The organism is Euzebyales bacterium, assembly GCA_035461305.1.
In the GTDB taxonomy this organism is placed as follows: Bacteria; Actinomycetota; Nitriliruptoria; order Euzebyales; family JAHELV01; genus JAHELV01.
The window spans coordinates 1-19,285 of the sequence record DATHVN010000185.1 but is presented as its reverse complement, the minus strand read 5'-3'; the positions used below and the strand labels follow the sequence as shown (position 1 = coordinate 19,285).

General features: G+C 70.1%; 19 protein-coding genes. 10 read left to right on the top strand and 9 right to left on the bottom strand.

Annotation, left to right across the window (positions count from 1 at the left end; translation table 11 throughout):
• The first annotated feature begins 8 nt into the window (after positions 1-8).
• Positions 9-470, top strand: coding sequence for a hypothetical protein (locus tag VK923_17340; protein HSJ46444.1), 462 nt, complete (start codon positions 9-11; stop codon positions 468-470).
• 167 nt (positions 471-637) lie between these two features.
• On the opposite strand, the gene VK923_17335 is transcribed toward VK923_17340, so the two are convergent.
• Positions 638-2,050: a CCA tRNA nucleotidyltransferase gene (locus tag VK923_17335; protein HSJ46443.1), complete on the bottom strand. Its 1,413-nt coding sequence runs from the start codon at positions 2,048-2,050 to the stop codon at positions 638-640.
• Between the two features lie 761 nt (positions 2,051-2,811).
• On the opposite strand from VK923_17335, the gene murJ reads away from it, so the two are divergent.
• From murJ to VK923_17315, 4 genes are all read left to right on the top strand, one after another.
• Positions 2,812-4,509, top strand: a complete 1,698-nt coding sequence (murJ, locus tag VK923_17330; protein HSJ46442.1) for a murein biosynthesis integral membrane protein MurJ — start codon at positions 2,812-2,814, stop codon at positions 4,507-4,509.
• 548 nt (positions 4,510-5,057) lie between these two features.
• Complete coding sequence (locus tag VK923_17325; protein ID HSJ46441.1) at positions 5,058-6,659, top strand: serine/threonine-protein kinase; 1,602 nt, start codon at positions 5,058-5,060, stop codon at positions 6,657-6,659.
• Between the two features lie 184 nt (positions 6,660-6,843).
• Complete coding sequence (locus VK923_17320; protein HSJ46440.1) at positions 6,844-7,434, top strand: sigma-70 family RNA polymerase sigma factor; 591 nt, start codon at positions 6,844-6,846, stop codon at positions 7,432-7,434.
• Positions 7,435-7,440: 6 nt separating this feature from the next.
• Entirely contained in the window at positions 7,441-8,316 is an 876-nt protein-coding gene (locus tag VK923_17315) for a hypothetical protein (protein HSJ46439.1), read from the top strand.
• A gap of 80 nt (positions 8,317-8,396) precedes the next feature.
• On the opposite strand, the gene VK923_17310 is transcribed toward VK923_17315, so the two are convergent.
• Positions 8,397-8,888: a hypothetical protein gene (locus VK923_17310; GenBank protein HSJ46438.1), complete on the bottom strand. Its 492-nt coding sequence runs from the start codon at positions 8,886-8,888 to the stop codon at positions 8,397-8,399.
• A 140-nt stretch (positions 8,889-9,028) separates the two neighbouring features.
• Here VK923_17310 and trxB point away from each other — a divergent pair, with 140 nt between their 5' ends.
• The 3 genes from trxB to VK923_17295 all read left to right on the top strand — a co-directional run bounded on the left by trxB (position 9,029) and on the right by VK923_17295 (position 11,608).
• Positions 9,029-9,973, top strand: coding sequence for a thioredoxin-disulfide reductase (trxB, locus tag VK923_17305; protein HSJ46437.1), 945 nt, complete (start codon positions 9,029-9,031; stop codon positions 9,971-9,973).
• 167 nt (positions 9,974-10,140) lie between these two features.
• The gene (gene trxA / locus VK923_17300) at positions 10,141-10,446 is read left to right on the top strand and encodes a thioredoxin (protein HSJ46436.1); all 306 of its coding nucleotides are present in this window, start codon (positions 10,141-10,143) and stop codon (positions 10,444-10,446) included.
• 112 nt (positions 10,447-10,558) lie between these two features.
• Positions 10,559-11,608: an N-acetylmuramoyl-L-alanine amidase gene (locus VK923_17295; GenBank protein ID HSJ46435.1), complete on the top strand. Its 1,050-nt coding sequence runs from the start codon at positions 10,559-10,561 to the stop codon at positions 11,606-11,608.
• Between the two features lie 17 nt (positions 11,609-11,625).
• On the opposite strand, the gene VK923_17290 is transcribed toward VK923_17295, so the two are convergent.
• The gene (locus tag VK923_17290) at positions 11,626-12,249 is read right to left on the bottom strand and encodes a GNAT family N-acetyltransferase (protein ID HSJ46434.1); all 624 of its coding nucleotides are present in this window, start codon (positions 12,247-12,249) and stop codon (positions 11,626-11,628) included.
• The gene (locus VK923_17285; protein ID HSJ46433.1) at positions 12,246-12,395 is read right to left on the bottom strand and encodes a hypothetical protein; all 150 of its coding nucleotides are present in this window, start codon (positions 12,393-12,395) and stop codon (positions 12,246-12,248) included. The genes VK923_17290 and VK923_17285 overlap by 4 nt, the downstream gene beginning before the upstream one ends.
• Before the next feature lie 171 nt (positions 12,396-12,566).
• On the opposite strand from VK923_17285, the gene VK923_17280 reads away from it, so the two are divergent.
• Entirely contained in the window at positions 12,567-13,829 is a 1,263-nt protein-coding gene (locus VK923_17280) for a PLP-dependent aminotransferase family protein (protein ID HSJ46432.1), read from the top strand.
• Positions 13,826-14,767, top strand: coding sequence for a D-alanine--D-alanine ligase (locus VK923_17275; protein ID HSJ46431.1), 942 nt, complete (start codon positions 13,826-13,828; stop codon positions 14,765-14,767). Before VK923_17280 ends, VK923_17275 begins: the two co-directional genes overlap by 4 nt.
• Before the next feature lie 11 nt (positions 14,768-14,778).
• On the opposite strand, the gene VK923_17270 is transcribed toward VK923_17275, so the two are convergent.
• The 5 genes from VK923_17270 to VK923_17250 form a co-directional block, all read right to left on the bottom strand.
• Positions 14,779-15,660, bottom strand: coding sequence for a ParB/RepB/Spo0J family partition protein (locus tag VK923_17270; protein ID HSJ46430.1), 882 nt, complete (start codon positions 15,658-15,660; stop codon positions 14,779-14,781).
• Positions 15,657-16,541 carry an AAA family ATPase gene (locus VK923_17265; GenBank protein HSJ46429.1) on the bottom strand — a complete coding sequence of 295 codons (885 nt, stop codon included), beginning with the start codon at positions 16,539-16,541 and terminating at the stop codon, positions 15,657-15,659. Before VK923_17265 ends, VK923_17270 begins: the two co-directional genes overlap by 4 nt.
• Positions 16,525-17,214 (bottom strand): RsmG family class I SAM-dependent methyltransferase, encoded by a 690-nt coding sequence (locus VK923_17260; GenBank protein ID HSJ46428.1) that lies wholly within the window; start codon positions 17,212-17,214, stop codon positions 16,525-16,527. The genes VK923_17265 and VK923_17260 overlap by 17 nt, the downstream gene beginning before the upstream one ends.
• 265 nt (positions 17,215-17,479) lie before the next feature.
• Entirely contained in the window at positions 17,480-18,331 is an 852-nt protein-coding gene (jag, locus tag VK923_17255) for an RNA-binding cell elongation regulator Jag/EloR (protein ID HSJ46427.1), read from the bottom strand.
• Positions 18,332-18,336: 5 nt separating this feature from the next.
• Positions 18,337-19,285: YidC/Oxa1 family membrane protein insertase (locus VK923_17250; GenBank protein ID HSJ46426.1), on the bottom strand; the 949-nt coding region annotated here is incomplete at its 5' end.

Genomic DNA, 19,285 nt, shown 5'->3' with positions numbered 1-19,285 from the left:
GACCGCATGTGGGAGCGCAACCAGATCCTCAGCGCGCTGACGCGCGGCCGGCCGTCGCACTCGCCGTCGGAGACCTCGACCTGGTCTGCTCACGCCTCGCCCAGCTGCCGGGCCACGACGGTGTCGGGGTGTACGCGATCATCGGCGACGGCACGATCATCCCGCTCGCCCTCCGCGGCAACGACGCGCCGTGGATACTGATCGGCGGCGACATCCTCGCGAGATCCGACTGGATCGATGACTACCCGCGGGTCCGTCAGGCCGTCGACGCACTGGGCTCAACGGTGCGGCTGTTGTCGGTCGACGACGCCGGGTCCGGCTACGCCGGTCTCACCCGTGTGCTCGCCCTCCGGCCGCCGTTCACGAAGCTGGGCCGCAGGTGGGTCGACGGCATCGCCACCGACCCAGTGCGCCGGGCGCTGGTCGCCGGCCTCCAGCACTTCGCGTGGCGGACGGGGGTGCCTGCCTGATCGCCGAGAGCGTCGAGACCGCCGAGCAGCTCGACAGCTGCGCGCGCTGGACGATCGCCTTCGGGCAGGGCTACCTCCTCGGCGCGCCGCAGCCGACGCCGGGCGAGCAGCTGGTCCAGACCGCCTTCCGCTCAACCGCGGGCCACGCGGTCCACGCCGGGAACGGGTCAGTCCTCCTGCTCGGCAGCCCACGCGTCGAGCAGCGCGTAGCCCTCGTCGGCCGTCATCGGCCCGTCGGCGATGCGGGCCTCCAGTAGGTGGCGGTAGGCCCGCCCCACCTTGGGGCCGGGGCCGATGCCGAGATGCTCCATGATCTGGTGGCCGTCCAACGGCGGCCGGATCGCTGCGAGCTCCTCCTCGCGCTGGAGCTGCTCGATCCGCTCCTCGAGCTCGTCCATCGCCCGCTGCAGCGCTCGGGTCCTGCGCTGGTTCTGCGTCGTCACGTCGGCACGGGTCAGCAGGTTCAGGCGCCGGAGTTGCTCGGGCGTCCCCGCATCCCGCACGTACCGGCGCACCGCCGAGTCGGTCCAGCCCTGGTCGCGGTAGCCGTGGAACCGCAGGTGGAGCGCCACCAGCTGCGCGACCTGCTCGACCACCTTCTTCGGGTAGCGCAGCTCGGTCAGTCGCGCACGGGCCATGCGCGCACCCACCACCTCGTGGTGATGGAAGGTGACCCGGCCCCCCGACTCGAAGCGACGGGTCGCGGGCTTACCGATGTCGTGCAGCAGGCCGGCGAGCCGCAGGACCAGGTCGTCGGCGGGGCAGCCCTCCACGACCGCCAGCGTGTGGACGTAGACGTCCTTGTGGTGGTGCGCCGGATCGCGCTGCATCTTCAGCGCCGGCAGCTCCGGCAGAAACTGGTCGGCCAGCCCCGTGTCGCACAGCAGGTCCAGCCCACGGGTAACGGCCGGCGCGACGATCAGCTTGCTGAGCTCAACGCGGATGCGCTCGCGGCTGATGATCGCCAGCTCGCCCGCCATGGTCGTCGCCGCCCGTCGTGCGTCGTCATCGACCACGGCGTCGAGCACCGCGGCGAACCGTGCCAGGCGGACCATGCGCAGGGGGTCGTCGCCGAAGCTGGTCTCGGCGGGCAGCGGCGTACGCAGCACACGCCGGTGCAGGTCGGCGAGTCCACCGAACGGATCGACGAACGCGCGCCGCCGCAGGTCCACGGCCATGGCGTTGCACGTGAAGTCTCGGCGAGACAGGTCCGTCTCGATGTCGTCGCCGAACGACACGTCCGGGTGTCGCGATCCCGGCTCGTAGCGGTCGGACCGCAGCGTCGTCACCTCGAACGTGTCGTCGCCCCTCGTCGCGCTGACCGTGCCGAACCGCGCGCCGGTCAGCCACAGGTGATCCACCCAGCCCTGCAGCAGGCGCTCCGTCTCGGCCGGGCGCGCCGTGGTCGCCAGGTCCAGGTCGCCGTCGGCGCGCCCGTGCAGCAGCGTGTCCCGCACGGTGCCGCCCACGAGGTACAGCTCGTGGCCGGCCGCGGCGAAGCGTTCGGCGAGCTCGTCGGCCGCGGGGTAGATCGCGACGAGCTCAGCGAGCTGACGCTGCTGGATGTCGGTGTCGGGCATCGTCGGGCCATGCTAGTGCGCGGCGGTGCGGCGCCCGACGACGAGGAGCGCGGCCGACGTCGGGATCGCGGGCGGCACCCCCCGGGTGTCTCGTCAGCCCGCGGTGGAGAGCGCGCGGACGCGGGAGCGCGGGGGACGCCGTGCATCATGACGCTGAAGTCGTGAGGGCTCGACGCCGCGTCGAGGGCGGCCTCCACAGTCGACGCCGTCTTGGTACAGCTGGAGCCGGTGCTGGTCGAACTCTGCATGCCGGAGTACCCGCCCTCCGCGATGGCGTCCGGCAGCAAATCGGTCTTGTCGGCCTGCGCGGCATCGGTGGTGTGCAGCGCCGACATCCGAAGCGCTCTCGCCCGCCCCAGCCCGGCGACCGCGTACGCGAAGTGGGCCTACCTGCCGCGTTCGTGGGCCTCACGCTGGTTGTGGGACAGGATCTCCGCGAGGAACGCCGCCGGCCGGCGTCAGGCGGGCAACGCCTCCACCCCCCTTGGAGTGCGCCCGACACCCCTGATGTACGCGGCCCGCCTTCAGGGTGCGGGGCCGACCCGCACCACTTGGCGTCAGTCACAGGTGGTCGTTCAGCTCCGGCAGAATGGTCCCTCACGCCGTCGGTCACGGTCGCTGTGTGTCGTCGGCCATGTACCGGCTACCGGAGGGGTTGTCGCGGCCGAATTATCCTTGGCCGACATGTCCGTCCGACCTCACTTCACACCCCCGACGAGCGACGTGCTGTCCCACAGCCCCACCGCCACCGGTCTTCGCGCGTGAACCGTCCAGAGCACACCCTCGAGACCGAGCTCCCGGACGATCCCAGTTCCTCGCGGAACTCTGCACTCGTCGCCGCCGGCATCCTCCTGTCGCGGGTGAGCGGGCTCGCGCGCACCGCCGCGGTCGCCAGGTACTTCGGCGTCAGCCCGGTCGCCGACGCGTTGCAGGCCGCGATGCGCATCCCGAACCTGCTCCAGAACCTTCTGGGTGAAGGGGTGCTGTCAGCCTCGTTCATCCCGGTCTACAGCCGCCTGCTCGCGCAGCGCCGCTACGAGGAGGCCGGTCTCGTCGCCGGCGCGATCGCGGGTCTGCTGACGGCGTTGACCGGTCTCCTCGCGCTGCTGGGTGTCGCGTTGGCGGAGCCGATCACGCGTCTCGTCGCCATCGGCTTCACCGGCCAGCGTCTGGAGCTCACGGTCACCCTGACCCGGATCCTGTTCCCCGGCGTCGGGTTCCTGGTGCTGTCGGCGTGGTGCCTCGGCGTGCTCAACAGCCACCGCAGGTTCTTTCTGTCCTACGTGGCGCCGGTGATCTGGAACGTCACCCAGATCGCCGTCCTCGTCGCCGCCGCCGCTGTCCTGCTCGATGGCGGCATCGCCTCGACGGAGGCGTCCGACGCCGAGCTGGCGCAGCTGGCGATCGCGCTGGCCTGGGGTGCGCTCGTCGGTGGCCTGCTGCAGTTCGCCGTCCAGGTCCCTGCCGTCGTGCGCTCCAACCCCGCTCTGCGGATCTCGCTGGACACGAGCCGCTCCGGGGTCCGCAGAACCCTGCGGTCGTTCTGGCCGGTCGTGACCGGGCGCGGTGTCGTGCAACTGATGATCTACGTCGACATCGCGCTTGCGAGCCTGCTGGCCGCCGGCGCCGTAGCCGCCGTCGAGTACGCGACACGGCTCGCGCTGCTGCCGGTCAGCCTGTTCGGGATGAGCGTGGCGGCCTCGGAGCTGCCCGCCCTGTCGTCCCTGCAGGAGGCCGAGAATGGGAGGGTCGCAGGGCGGCTGCACCCGATGCTCGCCCGCATCGCGTTCTACGTGATACCGACGATCGCCGCATTCGTCGTGCTCGGCGACCTGGTCTACGCCACCGTCCTGACGCCGCTCGCCGCGCAGCAGGTCTGGCTCGTGCTGCTGGGCTCCACGGTGGGCCTCCTGTCGAACACGTCGTCACGCCTGCTCCAATCGGCGCTCTACGCGGCCGGCGACACGAGGTCGCCCACCCGGTACGCCATCGTCCGCGTCGTGGTAGCTGCGGCGCTCGGCGCGGTACTGATGCTCCAGTTCGACCGTCTCGCGCTGACCAATGCCGGCGTCGTCGTGCGAGGGTCGCTGCCGGCCTTCGCCCCGCTGCCGATCGACGCGCGGGCGACCGACCAGACCACGTTCCTGCGGCTCGGCGCGGTGGGGCTCACGCTCGCGGCGGGCATGACGTCCTGGCTGGAGTACGGCCTGCTCCGCCGTCACCTCGCGCGCGTCGCCGACATCCGCGTGAGGGTCGGCGGCGGTTGGATGCTCCGCACCGGCACCGCGGGCACGACGGCGGCGATCGCCGGCATCGTCGTGCGCGTCGTTCTCGGAGCACAGCCACTGCTCGTGCTGCTCCTGCTGACCGCTGCCGCGGTCGGTCTGACCTACGTGGCCGTCGCAACCGCGCTGCGCCTGCCCGAGATCGCGCAGCTGGGGCGGGTGCTGCGCCGCTGACCGGCACCGGTGGGACGGCTCGCCGCCCCGGCCCATGCGCCTGCGCTGAGGCGCCCGCCCACACGGCCGACAGGCGCTCCACCATCCCACGGACCGCGTGTGGAGTCGACCATGAACCTCGCGAGCGAGCGGGGCGCCGCACGGCTCACCATCGCCGCGCGCATGAGGATCTTCATCGTCCTCCTCACCCTCATGGCCTTCGACGTCAGCGCGGTCGTTCATCACCCAGCGCGCGCCGCTCGACCCGACCGGGCTGTGACCCACCGACGCGACCCAGGGCGACGGCAGATCGCTCCGGCGCATCGCCGCGCAGGTGCTGGTCGCACGGGACGAACGGGGTCGCGCAGACCAGGACGGTCTTTGCACCGCTGAGGGGCGAAGTACACTCGGTCACTGGTTCAGCCCTCACGGGTCCGGCGTTCTGGAGTGAGCAACCGAATGGAGTCGGGCGTTCAGCAAGGGTCGAGGCCCGAACCACTCAGGGGCGGTGCGTTCCACGACCCCCTGGAGCCCGGCCCGTCGCCCGCACGTCAGGTACGTGCGGTGACATGAGCGACGACGTCGAGCGCACCGGTGTCCTCACCGGTGGAGGTCCGGAGCCTGACCCCTCGCTCCCACCGAGGGTGCTCAGCGACCGCTACCTGCTCGAGGAACGCATCGCGATCGGTGGCATGGCCACCGTGTGGCGGGCACACGACGAGAAGCTGGCGCGCACCGTCGCGGTCAAGCTCCTGCACAAGCACCTGTCGAACGACCGCGACTTCCGCGAGCGTTTCCGGCGCGAGGCGGTCGCGGCGGCCAAGCTCGCCCACCCGGGGATCGTCGGCATCTACGACACGGGACGCGACGGCGACTGGGTCTACCTCGTCATGGAGTTCGTCCAGGGGGTGACCCTGCGCGAGGTCATGGTGCAGTACGGCCGGCTCGACCCGGGCCTCGCCGCCAGCGTCGGCATGCGCGTCGCCTTCGCCCTCGACTTCGCCCACGAGCGGGGCCTGGTCCACCGCGACGTGAAGCCCGCCAACATCCTGCTGGGGCAGGAGGGCGCGGTGAAGATGGGCGACTTCGGCATCGTCAAGGTCGAGCACTCCCGCAGCGAGCTCACCAAGACCGGCATGGTGCTCGGCACGGCCGCCTACGTGGCGCCGGAGCAGGTCGAGGACAGGCCCGTGGACGGCCGCGCCGACCAGTACTCCCTGGGCTGCGTCCTCTACGAGGCGCTGAGCGGCCAGCAGCCGTTCTCCGCCTCGTCGACGGTGGCGATCGCCGCACAACGGCTGGACCACGAGCCGCTGCCGCTGCGTGCGCTGCGTGCCGACATGCCCAAGGAGCTCGACGACGTCGTCATGCGGGCGCTCGCCCGCGACCCGTCGGACCGCCATCCGAACTGCCGCGCGTTCGCCGAGGCACTCGAGCCGTGGGCACGCGACGACGAAGTCCTGACCGAGACGACCCAGATGCTCGTGCGGGGCGAGACGCTCCCGGACGCCGACGAGGCCGCGTACGTCTCGCAGCCCATCAACAGCCGGTCGTTCCTGCGCAGCGAGGGTCGGTGGCTCGCGTCAGCGCTGGGTCTGCTGGTGGTGTCGGCGCTGCTGATCGCCGTCGGCGTGGCGACCGGCGTGTTCGAGATCCGCGGCGTGCCCTCGCTGATCGTGAGTGGCAACGAGGCGACCCCGGCGGCGGTCGCACCACAGCAGCTGGCGATCCAGGACCTGTCGACCGTCGACCCCGAGGGCCTGCCACCGACCGAGCACGACGACCTGCTCGGCGACATGATGGACCGCGACCCCGAGACGCGCTGGCGCACCGACTCCTACAGCTCACCCGACTTCGGCAACCTCAAGGACGGGCTGGGCATCATCATCGACCTCGGCGAGAAGGTCCAGCCGACCGCGCTGACGCTCGAGACACCCAGCCCCGGCATCAGCTACGACATCCGGGTGTCCGACGACAGGACGGCAGCGCCCGACGAGTGGCGCACCGTCGGCTCCGTGCGCCGCTCCGACAGGCGGCCCGTGATCACGTTCGAGAAGGAGCAGATCGAGACGCGGTACCTGATGATCTGGCTCATCGCGCCGCTTGTCGACTACGACCGCGGCTACAGCGCCGCGTTCTCCGAGGTCTCGATCGAGGGGATCCGCTCGTGAGGAGCGGCGGCCGGTAGGGGTCTGTCCTGCGATCCGGTCGTGCACCGAGGGTGGAGCTGCGCTCAGCTCGCAGGGCGCGGCGAGCGCCGCATGCCCGGGTTGCACGTGTGCGAGTCGCAACGACGCGAACCGGGACGCAGACAGAGCCGAATCCCGGGTGGACCTGTGAGACGGACCCCAGACCATGACGGCCGACCACGAGCTCGTCGCCCGCGCGCTGGCGGGCGACGATGCGGCGTTCGACGCGATCGTCGACCGTCACGCCGACCACGTCTATGCGATCTGCCTGCGCTACTTCCGCGACCCCCACGACGCGGAGGACGCATTCCAGGCCGCCTTCCTGGCGTGCCACCGCGGGCTGGCGAGCTTCCGCGGACGCGCCGCGCTGTCCACCTGGCTGTACAGGGTGACCATGAACGCGTGCCACGACCTGGCCCGACGTCGCGCGCGGCAGCCGCGCACCGTGCCGCTGGACGACGACCGTGGAGGCACGCGCCCGGAGGGTTCCGACCAGGCGACCGTCGACCGCCTCGCCGCGGCGGAGCTGCGCCCGGATCTGCTGGACGCACTGGGAGAGCTTGATCCCGACCAGCGCCATGCCGTCCTGCTGCGCGACGTCGTCGGCGCCAGCTATGCGGACATCGCGCACGCGCAGGAGGTCGCTGTCGGCACCGCCAAGTCGCGCGTGCACCGCGGTCACGCGCGCCTCGCCGAACTTCTTGAACCCGTTCGGAACCAACGGGACGTCGATCACCCTCCAACTGTGCAGGACTGACTGCCAATGCGTGACGACAGCTCCACCGGACCCGACGCCCGCGACGAGGGCGCGCTGCTCGCCGCCTACCTCGACGGCGACACCGACGAGGTGACCACGGCCCGCATCGAGCGCCGTCTGGCCTCGGACGATGCGCTCGCGGCACGCCTCGACGCCCTCGCGGCGACACGGGCGCGGCTGCAGCGCCTCGACGAGGTGACCGCGCCGGCCGATGTCCGTGCGCGGCTGCGCGAGCGGCTGCAGACCGAGCGCGCGGGACCTGATACGGACGAGCACGACGTGACGACCGAGGTTCGGCGTCCTCGTCGCTGGTCGGTGCGGGCGATGCCGGTCCTGGCCACCGCCGCCGCCATCGTCCTGGTCACCGTGCTGGGCACGGCCGCCGTGCTCGGCCAGCTCGGCAGCGGTGGCACCGAGGAGTCCGCGGGTGGTGAGGTCTCGCTCGAGGACCAGGCGGGCGCGGGGGCCGAGGAGCCGCAGGCGGCTGCGCCAGACGAGGCTGCGGGTCGCGCCGCTGGTGGCGGCGCCGGTGCCATGACCGCCGAGGGCGCTGCCAGCGAACCGGTACGTGGCGACGACACCCGCACCGACGAGCAGGCGGTCGCCAGGGTCGAGGGTGACGCAGAGATCGCTGCGCGTGCGGAGCGGTTGCGCGCCGATCCGCCCGGGAACCTGCGTGCGCGCGAGCGGCTACTGCGCGATCAGGCCGGGTTGCCGACAGCCCGGCTGTGCGTGGGCGAGCTCAGGGCCGCGACGGTCGACCTGGTCGACGAAGACGGCCGCGTGGCGCTTGCCGTCATGGTCCGGGGTGCGAGCCCACAGATCGTGCTGCTCGACCCACGGACGTGTGCCGCGATCCGCACGATCGCCGTGCAGCCCTAGCGAACGCGCGGCGACGGGTCACGGTCGCGGTCGGTGGGGTCGTGCCCGGGCGAGCCGCGGGACACGGCCGGTCGAGCGCGTCAGCTCTGCAGGCCCCGCATGGCCAGCCAGATCGCGACCGGATACGCGAGGATCGCAAGGCTGCGCAGCGGCAGCAGCGTGCCGGCACCGAGCAGGAACGCGACCGCCACGGCGAGCCCGGCGAGCCCCATCGCGATGGTAAGGAACGGCTGCTGGGTCTGTCCGCGCGCACCCCACTTGACCACCCGGCCGATGAGGAAGCCGAGCACGCCTGCCAGGATCAGGGATCCGAAGCGCACAGTCGCGACGAGCTGCGCGTAGACGACGCCGCCGACCACGGCGGCCAGCAGCCCGCCTCCGACCGCCCGGACGTAGTGCTGGGGCTTGCCGAACGCACGCGCGGATCGCGGGGACCTGGCGCACCGCGGGCACTTCTGGCCGACCGCCGCCGTCCGCATGCAGCGCGTGCAGATCGGGTCGCCGCACGATGAGCACGCGATCCTGGTCTCGGTGTCAGGATGGTTGACGCACGTCTGCACGATCTCGGTCACGTCACCAGTCTAGGAGCGCGGCCCGGGGTCGCGACGCGCACCCCCGAGGCCGACGGAGGACCGGAATATCCTGCACCGACCGCCGCGTTGCCAGGGGTGGTTGATGCCCACAGCACACGCACTGACAGGACAGCACTGACATGAGCGACGACGTGGTGCACGACGTCATCATCATCGGATCCGGGCCGGCAGGGCTGACCGCCGCGCTGTACACCGCGCGGGCGGCGCTGCAACCCCTCATGATCGAGGGCCGCGCCGCGGGTGGCCAGCTCATGCTGACCACCGATGTAGAGAACTACCCGGGCTTTCCCGACGGCGTGATGGGCCCGGCCCTCATGGCAGACATGCGCAAGCAGGCCGAGCGCTTCGGAGCGACGTTCGTGTCGCAGGACGTCGACCAGGTCGACCTCACCAACGGGTCGCCGTTCGATGTCAAGGTCGGCGGCGACACCCACCGGGCGCGTTCCGTCATCGTCTCGACAGGGGCGAAGGCCCGCTGGCTCGACCTGCCCAACGAGCAGCGGTTGATCGGCAAGGGCGTGTCGAGCTGCGCAACCTGCGACGGTTTCTTCTTCCGCGACCTCAAGCTCGTGGTCGTGGGCGGCGGTGACTCCGCGATGGAGGAGGCCACGTTCCTCACCAAGTTCGCCAGCTCGGTCACGGTCGTCCACCGCCGCGACCAGCTCCGCGCCTCCCAGGTGATGCAGGATCGCGCGTTCGCGAACGACAAGATCGACTTCATCTGGAACGCGGTCGTCACCGACGTGCGCGGCGACGACAAGGTGACCGCGGTGGAGCTGACCGACACCGTCACCGGCGAGAACAGGGAGCTGCCCACCGACGGCCTGTTCGTCGCGATCGGCCACGACCCGGAGACGGGGCTGTTCACCGGTCAGCTCGAGCTCGACGACCAAGGCTACATCATCGTCGATCCGCCGAGCACGCGCACCAGCGCAGCGGGGGTGTTCGCGGCGGGCGATGTGGTGGACCACACCTACCGTCAGGCCGTCACGGCCGCCGGCATGGGCTGCAAGGCCGCGATCGACGCCGAGCACTGGCTGGGGATCGACGCACACAACTGGTGAGGCGCACGCCGGCGCCGCGCCACGTCCGTGCGCTGATCGGACAACACCCAGCGACGGTGTGCGGGACGTGCGAACAGGAATATCCTCGCCCGGCACACCGTTGGACAGACCGCGAGATCTGCACACCACGATGACCGAAAGGCAGAAGATTGAGCAACACCAGAGCCGTGACCGATACCAGCTGGGACACCGAGGTCCTGCACTCGAACAAGCCGGTACTGGTGGACTTCTGGGCGGAATGGTGCGGTCCCTGCCGGATGGTGAGCCCGATCGTCGACGAGGTCGCCGCCGAGCACGCCGAAAGCTTGAAGGTCGTCAAGCTCAACGTCGACGACAACCCCGACATCGCGCGTCGCTACCGCGTCATGTCGATCCCGACGCTGATGGTCTTCGCCGAGGGCGACGAGCGCAAGCGCATCGTCGGCGCCCGCGGCAAGGCGCAGCTCGTGAGCGAGGTCTCCGAGTTCATCTGACCCGCCGGGCTGGTGCGTTCCCGCAGACGTCGACGCGCCCGCCATCGAGGCGGTAACGTCGAGTCCGATGGACGCAGATTCACGACTTCGGCGCGGCGCCGATGGTCCGGAGGTGGCCGACTTGCAGCGCCGGCTCCAGCGGATCCGCACCCACGATGTGACTGTCAACGGCTTGTTCGATCAGCCGACCGAACAGGCCGTTCGTCAGTTTCAGCGCCTGCGCGGCCTGCCTGCGGACGGCATCGTGAGCCAGGAGACGTGGCGGGTCCTCGTCGAGGCCGGCTATTCGCTGGGTGACCGCCTGCTGCTGCGGACGCGCGTGCCGCTGCGAGGCGACGACGTCGTGGACCTCCAGCTGCGGCTGAACCAGCTGGGCTTCGATGCCGGCAACGAGGACGGTATCTTCGGCCGTGCGACCCAGGCGGCCGTCGAGGAGTTCCAGCGCAACATGGGCCTGGCGGTCGACGGCCGGGTGGGCCCCGCGACGGTCCAGCAGCTCCGGCGCCTGCGGCGCGACCACCAGCGCGCGGGCGCCGGCGTGCGCGCTCGCCAGCGGGAGCGGCTGCGCGAGTGGATCGGGCAGAGCCTGACCAGCCGCAGGTTGCTGATCGACCCCGCGCGCGGCCCCGCCGATCCCGGAGCGACCGGGCCGGCCGGCACGGTGGAGGCGGACGTGACCTGGGCGATCGCCAGCCAGCTGGCCGCCCGCCTGAACGCGACGGGTGCCAGCGCGTTCCTGTCACGCGGGCCGACCACGTCACCCTCGGGAAGCGAGCGTGCACGACTCGCCAACGAGCTCGACGTCGACGCGGTCATCTCGATCAGCACGAACTCGCTTGGCAACCCGTCGGCCCGCGGAGCCGCCACCTACTACTTCGGCACCCAGCAGTTCGTCTCGGAGTCGGGGCAGCGGCTGGCGACCGCGCTGCTCGACGAGCTGGTGACACACGACTGGGTTCCCGACTGCCGGGTCCATCCGATGACGTGGGCGATCCTGCGCGAGACCCGGATGCCGGCCGTAATCGTCGAGCCCGGGTTCCTCAGCTCACCGGAGGACGAGGCACGGCTGACGGATACGTCGTTGCAGGCGACCATCGCCGAGGCGCTGCTGACGGGTGTGGCCCGCTTCTTCGTGGCACCATTGCCCGTTACCGTCGGCTGACGCGCCCTCACGCCTCCTCAGGAGGCCGACGGCGCGGTCCGCCGGTCACGCCGACCCAGCACGATGCGCACGCCCCTCAGTGCTTGCTCGATCGCGTCCTGCCAGCGGACAGTCTGGCGCAGGTCGAGGCGCAGCAGTGGGTGCCGGACGTGCTGGTGGTGGACGACGAAGCCGTTCGCCAGCAGGAACGCCTCGGGCAGCAGGCACGGACCGTCGCCGCCGCGTATCGCGGTCGCCTCGACCGCGCGCAGACCCATGTCGTGGGCCTGCCTGAGCACCCGGTGCAGCAGGGCGGACGCGATGCCGGTGCCGCGCACGTCAGGATCGACCCACATCGTGGTCAGCACCAGCGCGTCATCGCTGGGCACGGACCCGAGGCGGCGTGTCCGGTGCGCCTGCTCGGCCGGCACGAATGTCGCGAAGGCCAGGGTACGGTCGTCAGAGCGGACCAGCAGGCCGGGCGGGCCCCAGTCGAGCTCGACCGCGCGGTGGTACAGCAGCTTGGCCTCGGCGACCTCGGCGGCGCGGTCCGGCTGGGGCCCGCGTGGCGCGTCGGCCAACTCCCAGAACAGGCACGTGCGACACGGCTCGGGAAGGTGCTCGATCAGCTCGCTCGTCAGCGGGCGAATGCGGTCGCTCACCGGCGCCGGAAGCCACCACGCGGCAGCAGCAGTGCCAACAGGGCACCGATGACCAGCCCCACGGCCAGACCGATGACGGCACGCGTGACGGGCGTCGGTCCGACGTCGACGACGTCGCCCGCGTCGACTGGTCGACCTTCGCGCACTTGGCCACCTCTGGGGATTCGTCGTACGCGTCCGCCGGCAGGACGGTCGCAGTGCGCAGTGTACTTCCACGCATCGCGACGGCGCCGGGCCATGGCGCGGGCGGACGGCGGACGGACGGCTCACCCGATAAGCTCCATCGCCAACAGCTCACGAGGCGCTGAGGCGATCACATGACCGAGGTCCAACTCGACCCGTACCAGGAGCGGTACGCACGCCGCGCACGCGGCATGACGGCGTCCGAGATCCGCGCCCTGTTCGCCGTGGCGACACGTCCCGAGATCGTGTCGCTCGCCGGCGGTATGCCCTACACCGCGGCGCTGGACAACGCCGCCGTGACCGAGGTCACCACCGCCGTCCTGCGTGACGCCGGTCCGACCGCCCTGCAGTACGGTGGCGGACAGGGACTCGACGAGCTCCGGGAGCGGCTCGTCGATGTCATGGCCGCCGAGCACGTCAAAGCCCACCCCGACGACATCGTGGTCACCAACGGCGGCCAGCAGGCACTGGATCTCCTCAGTCGGCTGTTCTGCAACCCAGGAGACATCGTGCTGGCGGAAGGTCCCGCATATGTCGGTGCATTAGGTGCATTTTCAGCGTATCAAGGTCACGTGATCCACGTCAATATGGACGAGCACGGCCTCATCCCGGAAGCGCTCGACGAAACCATGGCGGCCCTTGCCGCGGCCGGGCGGTCGGCCAAGTTCCTCTACACGGTGCCGAACCACCAGAACCCGGCCGGCGTCTCGATGTCAGCGACCCGGCGCGAGGCGCTGATCGAGCGCGCGGAGCGTCACGATCTTCTGCTCGTGGAGGACAACCCCTACGGCCTGCTGGACTTCAAGGGCGAGCAGCTGCCAGCCCTGCACACGATGGCACCGGAGCGGGTCATCTACCTGGGGACCCTGTCGAAGATCTTCTCGCCGGGCATCCGCATCGGCTGGGCCGTCGCACCGGCGCCGGTCAGGCGCAAGCTCACCCTGCTCAAGGAGACCGCAGACCTCAGCCAGTCGAACCTCACGCAGTACGTCGCGGAGCGCTGGCTGGCCACGCAGCCCTGGCTCGAACAGGTGGAGAAGTTCCGGGAGCTCTACCGCGAGCGGTGTGACGCGATGCTCGAGGAGCTCGCACGCCAACTCGAGGGCATGTGCACCTGGAGCCTGCCCACAGGCGGGTTCTTCGTGTGGCTGCGCCTGCCCGATGGCATGGACAGCAAGGAACTGCTCCCGAGCGCCCTGCAGGCCCGCGTCGCCTACGTCCCAGGCCGCGCGTTCTACGCGGACGGCTCCGGTGAGCGCGAGATGCGCCTGTCGTTCTGCTTCCCGACCAGCGAACGGATACGTGAGGGGGTCCGCCGGCTCGCGCGCGTCGTCCGGGAGCAGGTCGCGCTGCGCGCCGCGATGTACGACCACGCGGGCTGGGGGAGCCGCTCATGACGATCGCGGTGCTGTCGGGTGGTACCAGCTTCGAGCGCGAGGTCAGCCTGAGCTCCGGCAAGCGCGTCACCGAGGCGTTGCGTGACCGTGGGCACGACGTCATCACCCTTGATCTCGACACCGGCCTCGTCGGCACCCTGACCGAGCAGCCGATCGACGTCGTCTTCCTGGCCCTCCACGGCCAGGTGGGCGAAGACGGCAGCATCCAGCGGCTGCTCGACCTGCTCGACCTGGCCTATACGGGGTCGCGTGCGACCTCGTCCGCGCTTGCCTGGGACAAGAGCGTCAGCAAGGGCATGTTGCGGCGGCACGGCGTCACCACCCCCGACTGGCACGTGCTGAGCACGGACGCGGTCCGCGAGTACGGCGCCGGACAGGCGCTGGACCGCATCGCATCACGACTGGCCTTCCCCCTCATGGTCAAGCCGGTGCAGGGCGGCGCGTCACTCGGGGTCCGCCGGGTCGAGCGCCGGGAGGACCTCGCCGCTGCGGTCATGGCGGCGTTCCACTACCACTCGGCGGTGCTCCTCGAGCAGGTCGTCAGGGGCACCGAGATCGCGGTCTCGATCGTCGACGGCATGGCGCTGCCTGCTGTTGAGATCCATGCCAAGGAGGGCACCTATGACTTCGCCGCGCGCTACACCCACGGGGCGACCGAGTTCCACGTCCCGGCCCGACTCGACGCCCACGTCGCACGGGCCTGCGCCGCGGCAGCACGCGGTGCATGGGACGTCCTGGGCTGCCGTCACGTCATGCGCGCTGACCTCATGGTCGACGACCAGGGCCAGCCGTGGGTCCTCGAGGTCGACACGTGTCCTGGCCTGACGGAGACATCGCTGCTCCCGCTCGCCGCCCGTGCCGCAGGCCTGCCGTTCGAGGCGTTGTGTGAGCAGCTGATCGAGCTCGCACGCGCCAGCGGAGCGGGTTCCCGACGTTGAGCGGCAGGCGGCTACAGCGGCTGTTCCTGCGCCAGACCGGCGCCCACCCCACCCTCGAGCATCCCGAGCAGCCGCTGAAGGTCGTCTTGTCCCGAGAAGTCGATCACGACCTGGCCCCGCTTGGCGGTCCCCGTGATGCGCACCTTCGTGGCGAAGACGTCAGACAGGCGCTGCTGCAGGCCGAAGTAGGGCGTCGGCGCGGCCTCCTGTGTCGGCACGGGCGCGTCACGCTGCTCGACCAGTGTGCGAATCAGCCGCTCCGTCGCGCGCACCGATAGCCCGTCGGCGATGACGCGGTCTGCGACCTCACCCTGGATCGCGGCGTCATCGATGGCCAGCAGGGCACGCGCGTGGCCGGGCGTGAGCGCACCGGACGCGACCTGCTGCTGCAACTCGACGCCGAGGCTGAGCAGGCGGATCGTGTTCGTGATGGCCGAGCGGGACTTGCCCAGCCGCGCGGCAAGCTGCTCGTGGGTGAACGCGAAGTCGTCGAGCAGCTGCTGGTACGCCGCAGCCTCCTCCAGCGCGTTCAGGTCGACGCGGTGGATGTTCTCGACCAGGGCCTCGGTGAGCACCTGGTCATCATCGGTGTGGCGCACGACGGCGCGGATCTCGCGGAAGCCGGCCAGCTGTGCGGCGCGGAACCGGCGCTCTCCCGCGATGATCTGGTACCGGCCCTCGGGCCGTTCACGTACGATGATGGGCTGGAGGAGGCCGACAGTCTGGAGCGACTGCGCGAGCTCGGCCAGACCCTGCTGGTCGAATCCCTCACGTGGCTGCCGTGGATTCGGCTCGATCGTGTCGAGAGAGATCGTCCGCAGTCCGCCCCGCTCGGCCGTCGCCGTCGGGATCAGCGCCTCGAGTCCGCGTCCAAGTCCGCCGGTCCGGCTCATCCGGTGCTCCTCGCCGCTTCCGCGGACACCACCCGCTCCCACACCTCACTGGCGAGGCGATGGTACGCCACCGCACCGCGAGATCCGGGATCGAACACCGTGATCGGTTGGCCATACGACGGTGCCTCCGCGAGGCGGACCGACCGCGGGATTCGCGTCTGGAACACGAGATCACCGAAGTGTCGCCGGACCTCCTCGGCCACCTCGTGCGACAGCTTGGTCCGACCGTCATACATCGTCAGCGCGAACCCGGTGATCTTCAGATCACGGTTCAGCGTTTGGCGAATCAGCTCGGCGTTGCGCGTAAGTGCACCCAGGCCTTCGAGCGCGTAGTACTCGCACTGGATCGGAACGACGACCCCGTCGGCGGCCGACAGGGCATTGATGGTCAGTAGGCCGAGGCTTGGTGGGCAGTCGACGATAACGATGTCGAAGTGGTGCCGTACGTCATTGAGCGCGCGCCGGAGTTGCTGCTCACGGCTCAGCGCGCTGACCAACTCGATCTCAGCGCCTGCGAGGTCGATCGATGATGGCAGCAGCCAGAGGTTCGCGATGTCGGTCTGCTCGATCGCCTTCGCAGCAGGCAGGTTGTCGCTGAGCACGTCGTAGATGCTCGGCTGATCGGGTCGCAGACGGATCCCCACGCCCGATGTGCAGTTCGCCTGTGGATCGCTGTCCACGAGCAGCACCCGCACCGACTGCTGGGCGAGGGCCGACGCCACGCTCACCGCGGTCGTCGTCTTGCCGACGCCGCCCTTCTGGTTGGCGACCACGATGGTCGACGCCGGCGTCGTGCGGCTGCGGTCGGGATGTTTCACGTGAAACCGTTGGTCGACACGCCAGTAGCCGTACCAGCGGTCCTCATCAGGCAGAGCCGTCACTCGATCCTCCACGGGTGGCACGCAACAGCGCACGTTGGGTTCGGGGGAAGTCCGCCGGCACCGGTCCCTGCCCACGCAGCCGGACCAACCAGGTCGGCCGGATCGTACCGCCTATCTCCTCCACCGCATCGACCACAAGGCCGAGATCAGCACAGATCGTGGCGCATGCGTCCACATCTTCTCTCGCGCGCGGTCCCCTGATGGCGATGACCGTGCCGCGGGTGATGAACGGACGGGCCAGCACAACTGTCGCCGCGAGGGACCCGGCCGCGCGGCTGACGACGCCGTTGTAGATCCCGATGTGACCCGATGCCGCCAGATCCTCCGCCCTTGCGTGCAGTGCCTGCACGTTGGGCAGGTCGAGCACATCTGCGAAGTGGCGCACAAGCTCGATCTTCTTCGAACGTGCATCTACGAGCGTCCACGATGTCTGCGGGTACGCCGCGGCCAGGACAAGGCCAGGCAGGCCACCACCTGTCCCGAGATCCATCCATCGGTCGCCGTCGCGCACGTGCAGGTGGCGTGTGACAGCGATGGCCTCGTCAAGGTGGATCCCTTGGACGTCGCCTCGGTCGGCTCGGGAGACCAGGTTGACGGGGGCGGACGCGATCAGACGCGCAAGCTCCGCGGCCCAGGACGGCTCGATCGGTCGTGGACGACTGCCGGAGTCCACCGTGCTGGGCCTCAGCTCACCGCACCGCGAGGATGCCGGATGGTCTGAACCCCCGTCGCGTCACCACACGGCACTGCAGGCCCGCCGGGAGTTCCCGCCGTTTCATCGTCTGCGCCTCCTGTTTCACGTGAAACGTTGCGGGACCTGGCTTCGCAAACGACTGGAGGACCGGCGCCGTCGGACCCCAACCTCGGCGGGACCTGGCTCAACAGACGACTGATCGGCGGCGCTCGGTCGGACGGTACGGGCGCGAACTACACCGCTGTCATTCTTCCTCTGCGTACACGACGACACGTCGGCGGGGTTCCGTGCCTTCACTCGCAGAGGTGACACCACCGGTCCGCGCCACCAGGTCGTGCATGATCTTGCGTTCGTACGCGTCCATCGGCTCGAGACGGAACGGCTCGCCTGTCTCGCGCACCTGCGCGATCCCGTCCCGACACCGGTCCTTCATCTTCTCGAGCTGCCGCTGCCGGTACCCCTCGATGTCGATGCGAACGTGCGACCGCCGTTCGATCTGTCGTTGCGTCGCGGCACGGACCAGCTCCTGCAGCGCCTCGAGGGTCGCACCGCGGCGGCCGATCAGCAGCCCACTGCCAACGTCGACGACATTCACGAAGGCCTGGCTCTCGTCGACCTCGATCTCGATGTCGCCAGGGAGCTCCAGGATGTCGAGGAGGCCCTCGACGAAGTCCGCGGCGAGATCCGCCTCCTCGTTCAGCTCGGCCAGCCGATTCGTCGCATCCGCGTCGGCGTCGTCCGCCTCGTCGGTCGTGACGGTGGGCGGCTCGTCGGTCGTCACGACCGGCTCGTCGTCGGTCGTCACGACCGGCTCCTCGTGGGCCGGCGCATCGGCAGCCTTGGCAACGGCCCGCTCCGTCGTGTCCTCGACGGACGCATCGGCGTCCTGCACAGCGGTCTCTGTCACCGTTGTCTCTCCGTTGTTGGCGGCTGCATCCAGCACCGTCACGCGCACATGTGCCCGGCTCCGGCCGCTGAACAGCCCACGTCTGCCCTCGCTCAGGACCTCGACCTTCACCGCGTCCCGGCCGACCCCAAGCTCCGCCAACGCCGCCGTCGTGGCGTCCTCGACCGTGGACGCACGCTTCTCAACCATCCGCGTCATCGTCGCTTGTCCCTCGTCTCGTCGTTCTTGCGACCGAGCCGACCCGGGCCGCCCGGCTTGTGGCCGTTGCCCTGGCTGCCGCTGCGACCCGTGCCGCCCTTCCCCTTCGACGTTGGCGGCTTCCCGGTCGTCGGCCTTCTGGTCGTCGGCTTCGAGCCACCGGACCGTTTCGTTCCCCTCGTGGAGCCTGATCCGGACGACGTGCTCCTGCCGCCACCGGAGGCCTCGTGGTCGACCTCACGGAGCATGTACCACTGCTGCGCCATCTGCAGCAGGTTGGTGGTGACCCAGTAGACGAGCACACCGACCGGCAGGTTGAACCCCAGGAACACCAGAAAGACCGGCATGATGTACAGCATCATCTTCTGCTGCTGCATCTGCTGGTCGTCGGCGGCGACCGCCTGACGCCCCATCATCTGCTTCTGCTGCACGAAGGTCGTGACGCCCATCGCGAGCAGCATCCCGATCGCGATGATGCCCGCCTGGTTGGCCGGCATCTGCAGGGTGGCATCGATCGGGAACGGTGCCTTGACGAGTTCCGGGATGATGTCCGGGCTGCGCAGCATGCTGAACAGCGCGATGAAGATCGGCATCTGGGCGACGAGCGGCAGGCAGCTCGACGCCGGGTTGACGTTGTGCTCCTTGTACAGCGCCATCACGGCCTCTTGCTGCTTCTGCCGCGCCTCTTTGTACTTCTCCGGGTTGCTGCGCATCAGGCCCCGATCGACCTTGTGCTTGGCCTGCAGCTTCTTGATCTCGGGCTGAAGGTGCTGCATCGCCCGCATCGAGTTTGTCTGCTTCACCGCCAGCGGCAGGAGGACGAGGCGCACGGCGATCGTGAGCAGGATGATCGCCCATCCCCAGGAGGCGGCGCCTAGCACCGGCAGGGGCGCGGTGATCCCGTGGAAGAACCGGAGGACCTGCTCCAGTCCCTCCAGCAAGGTC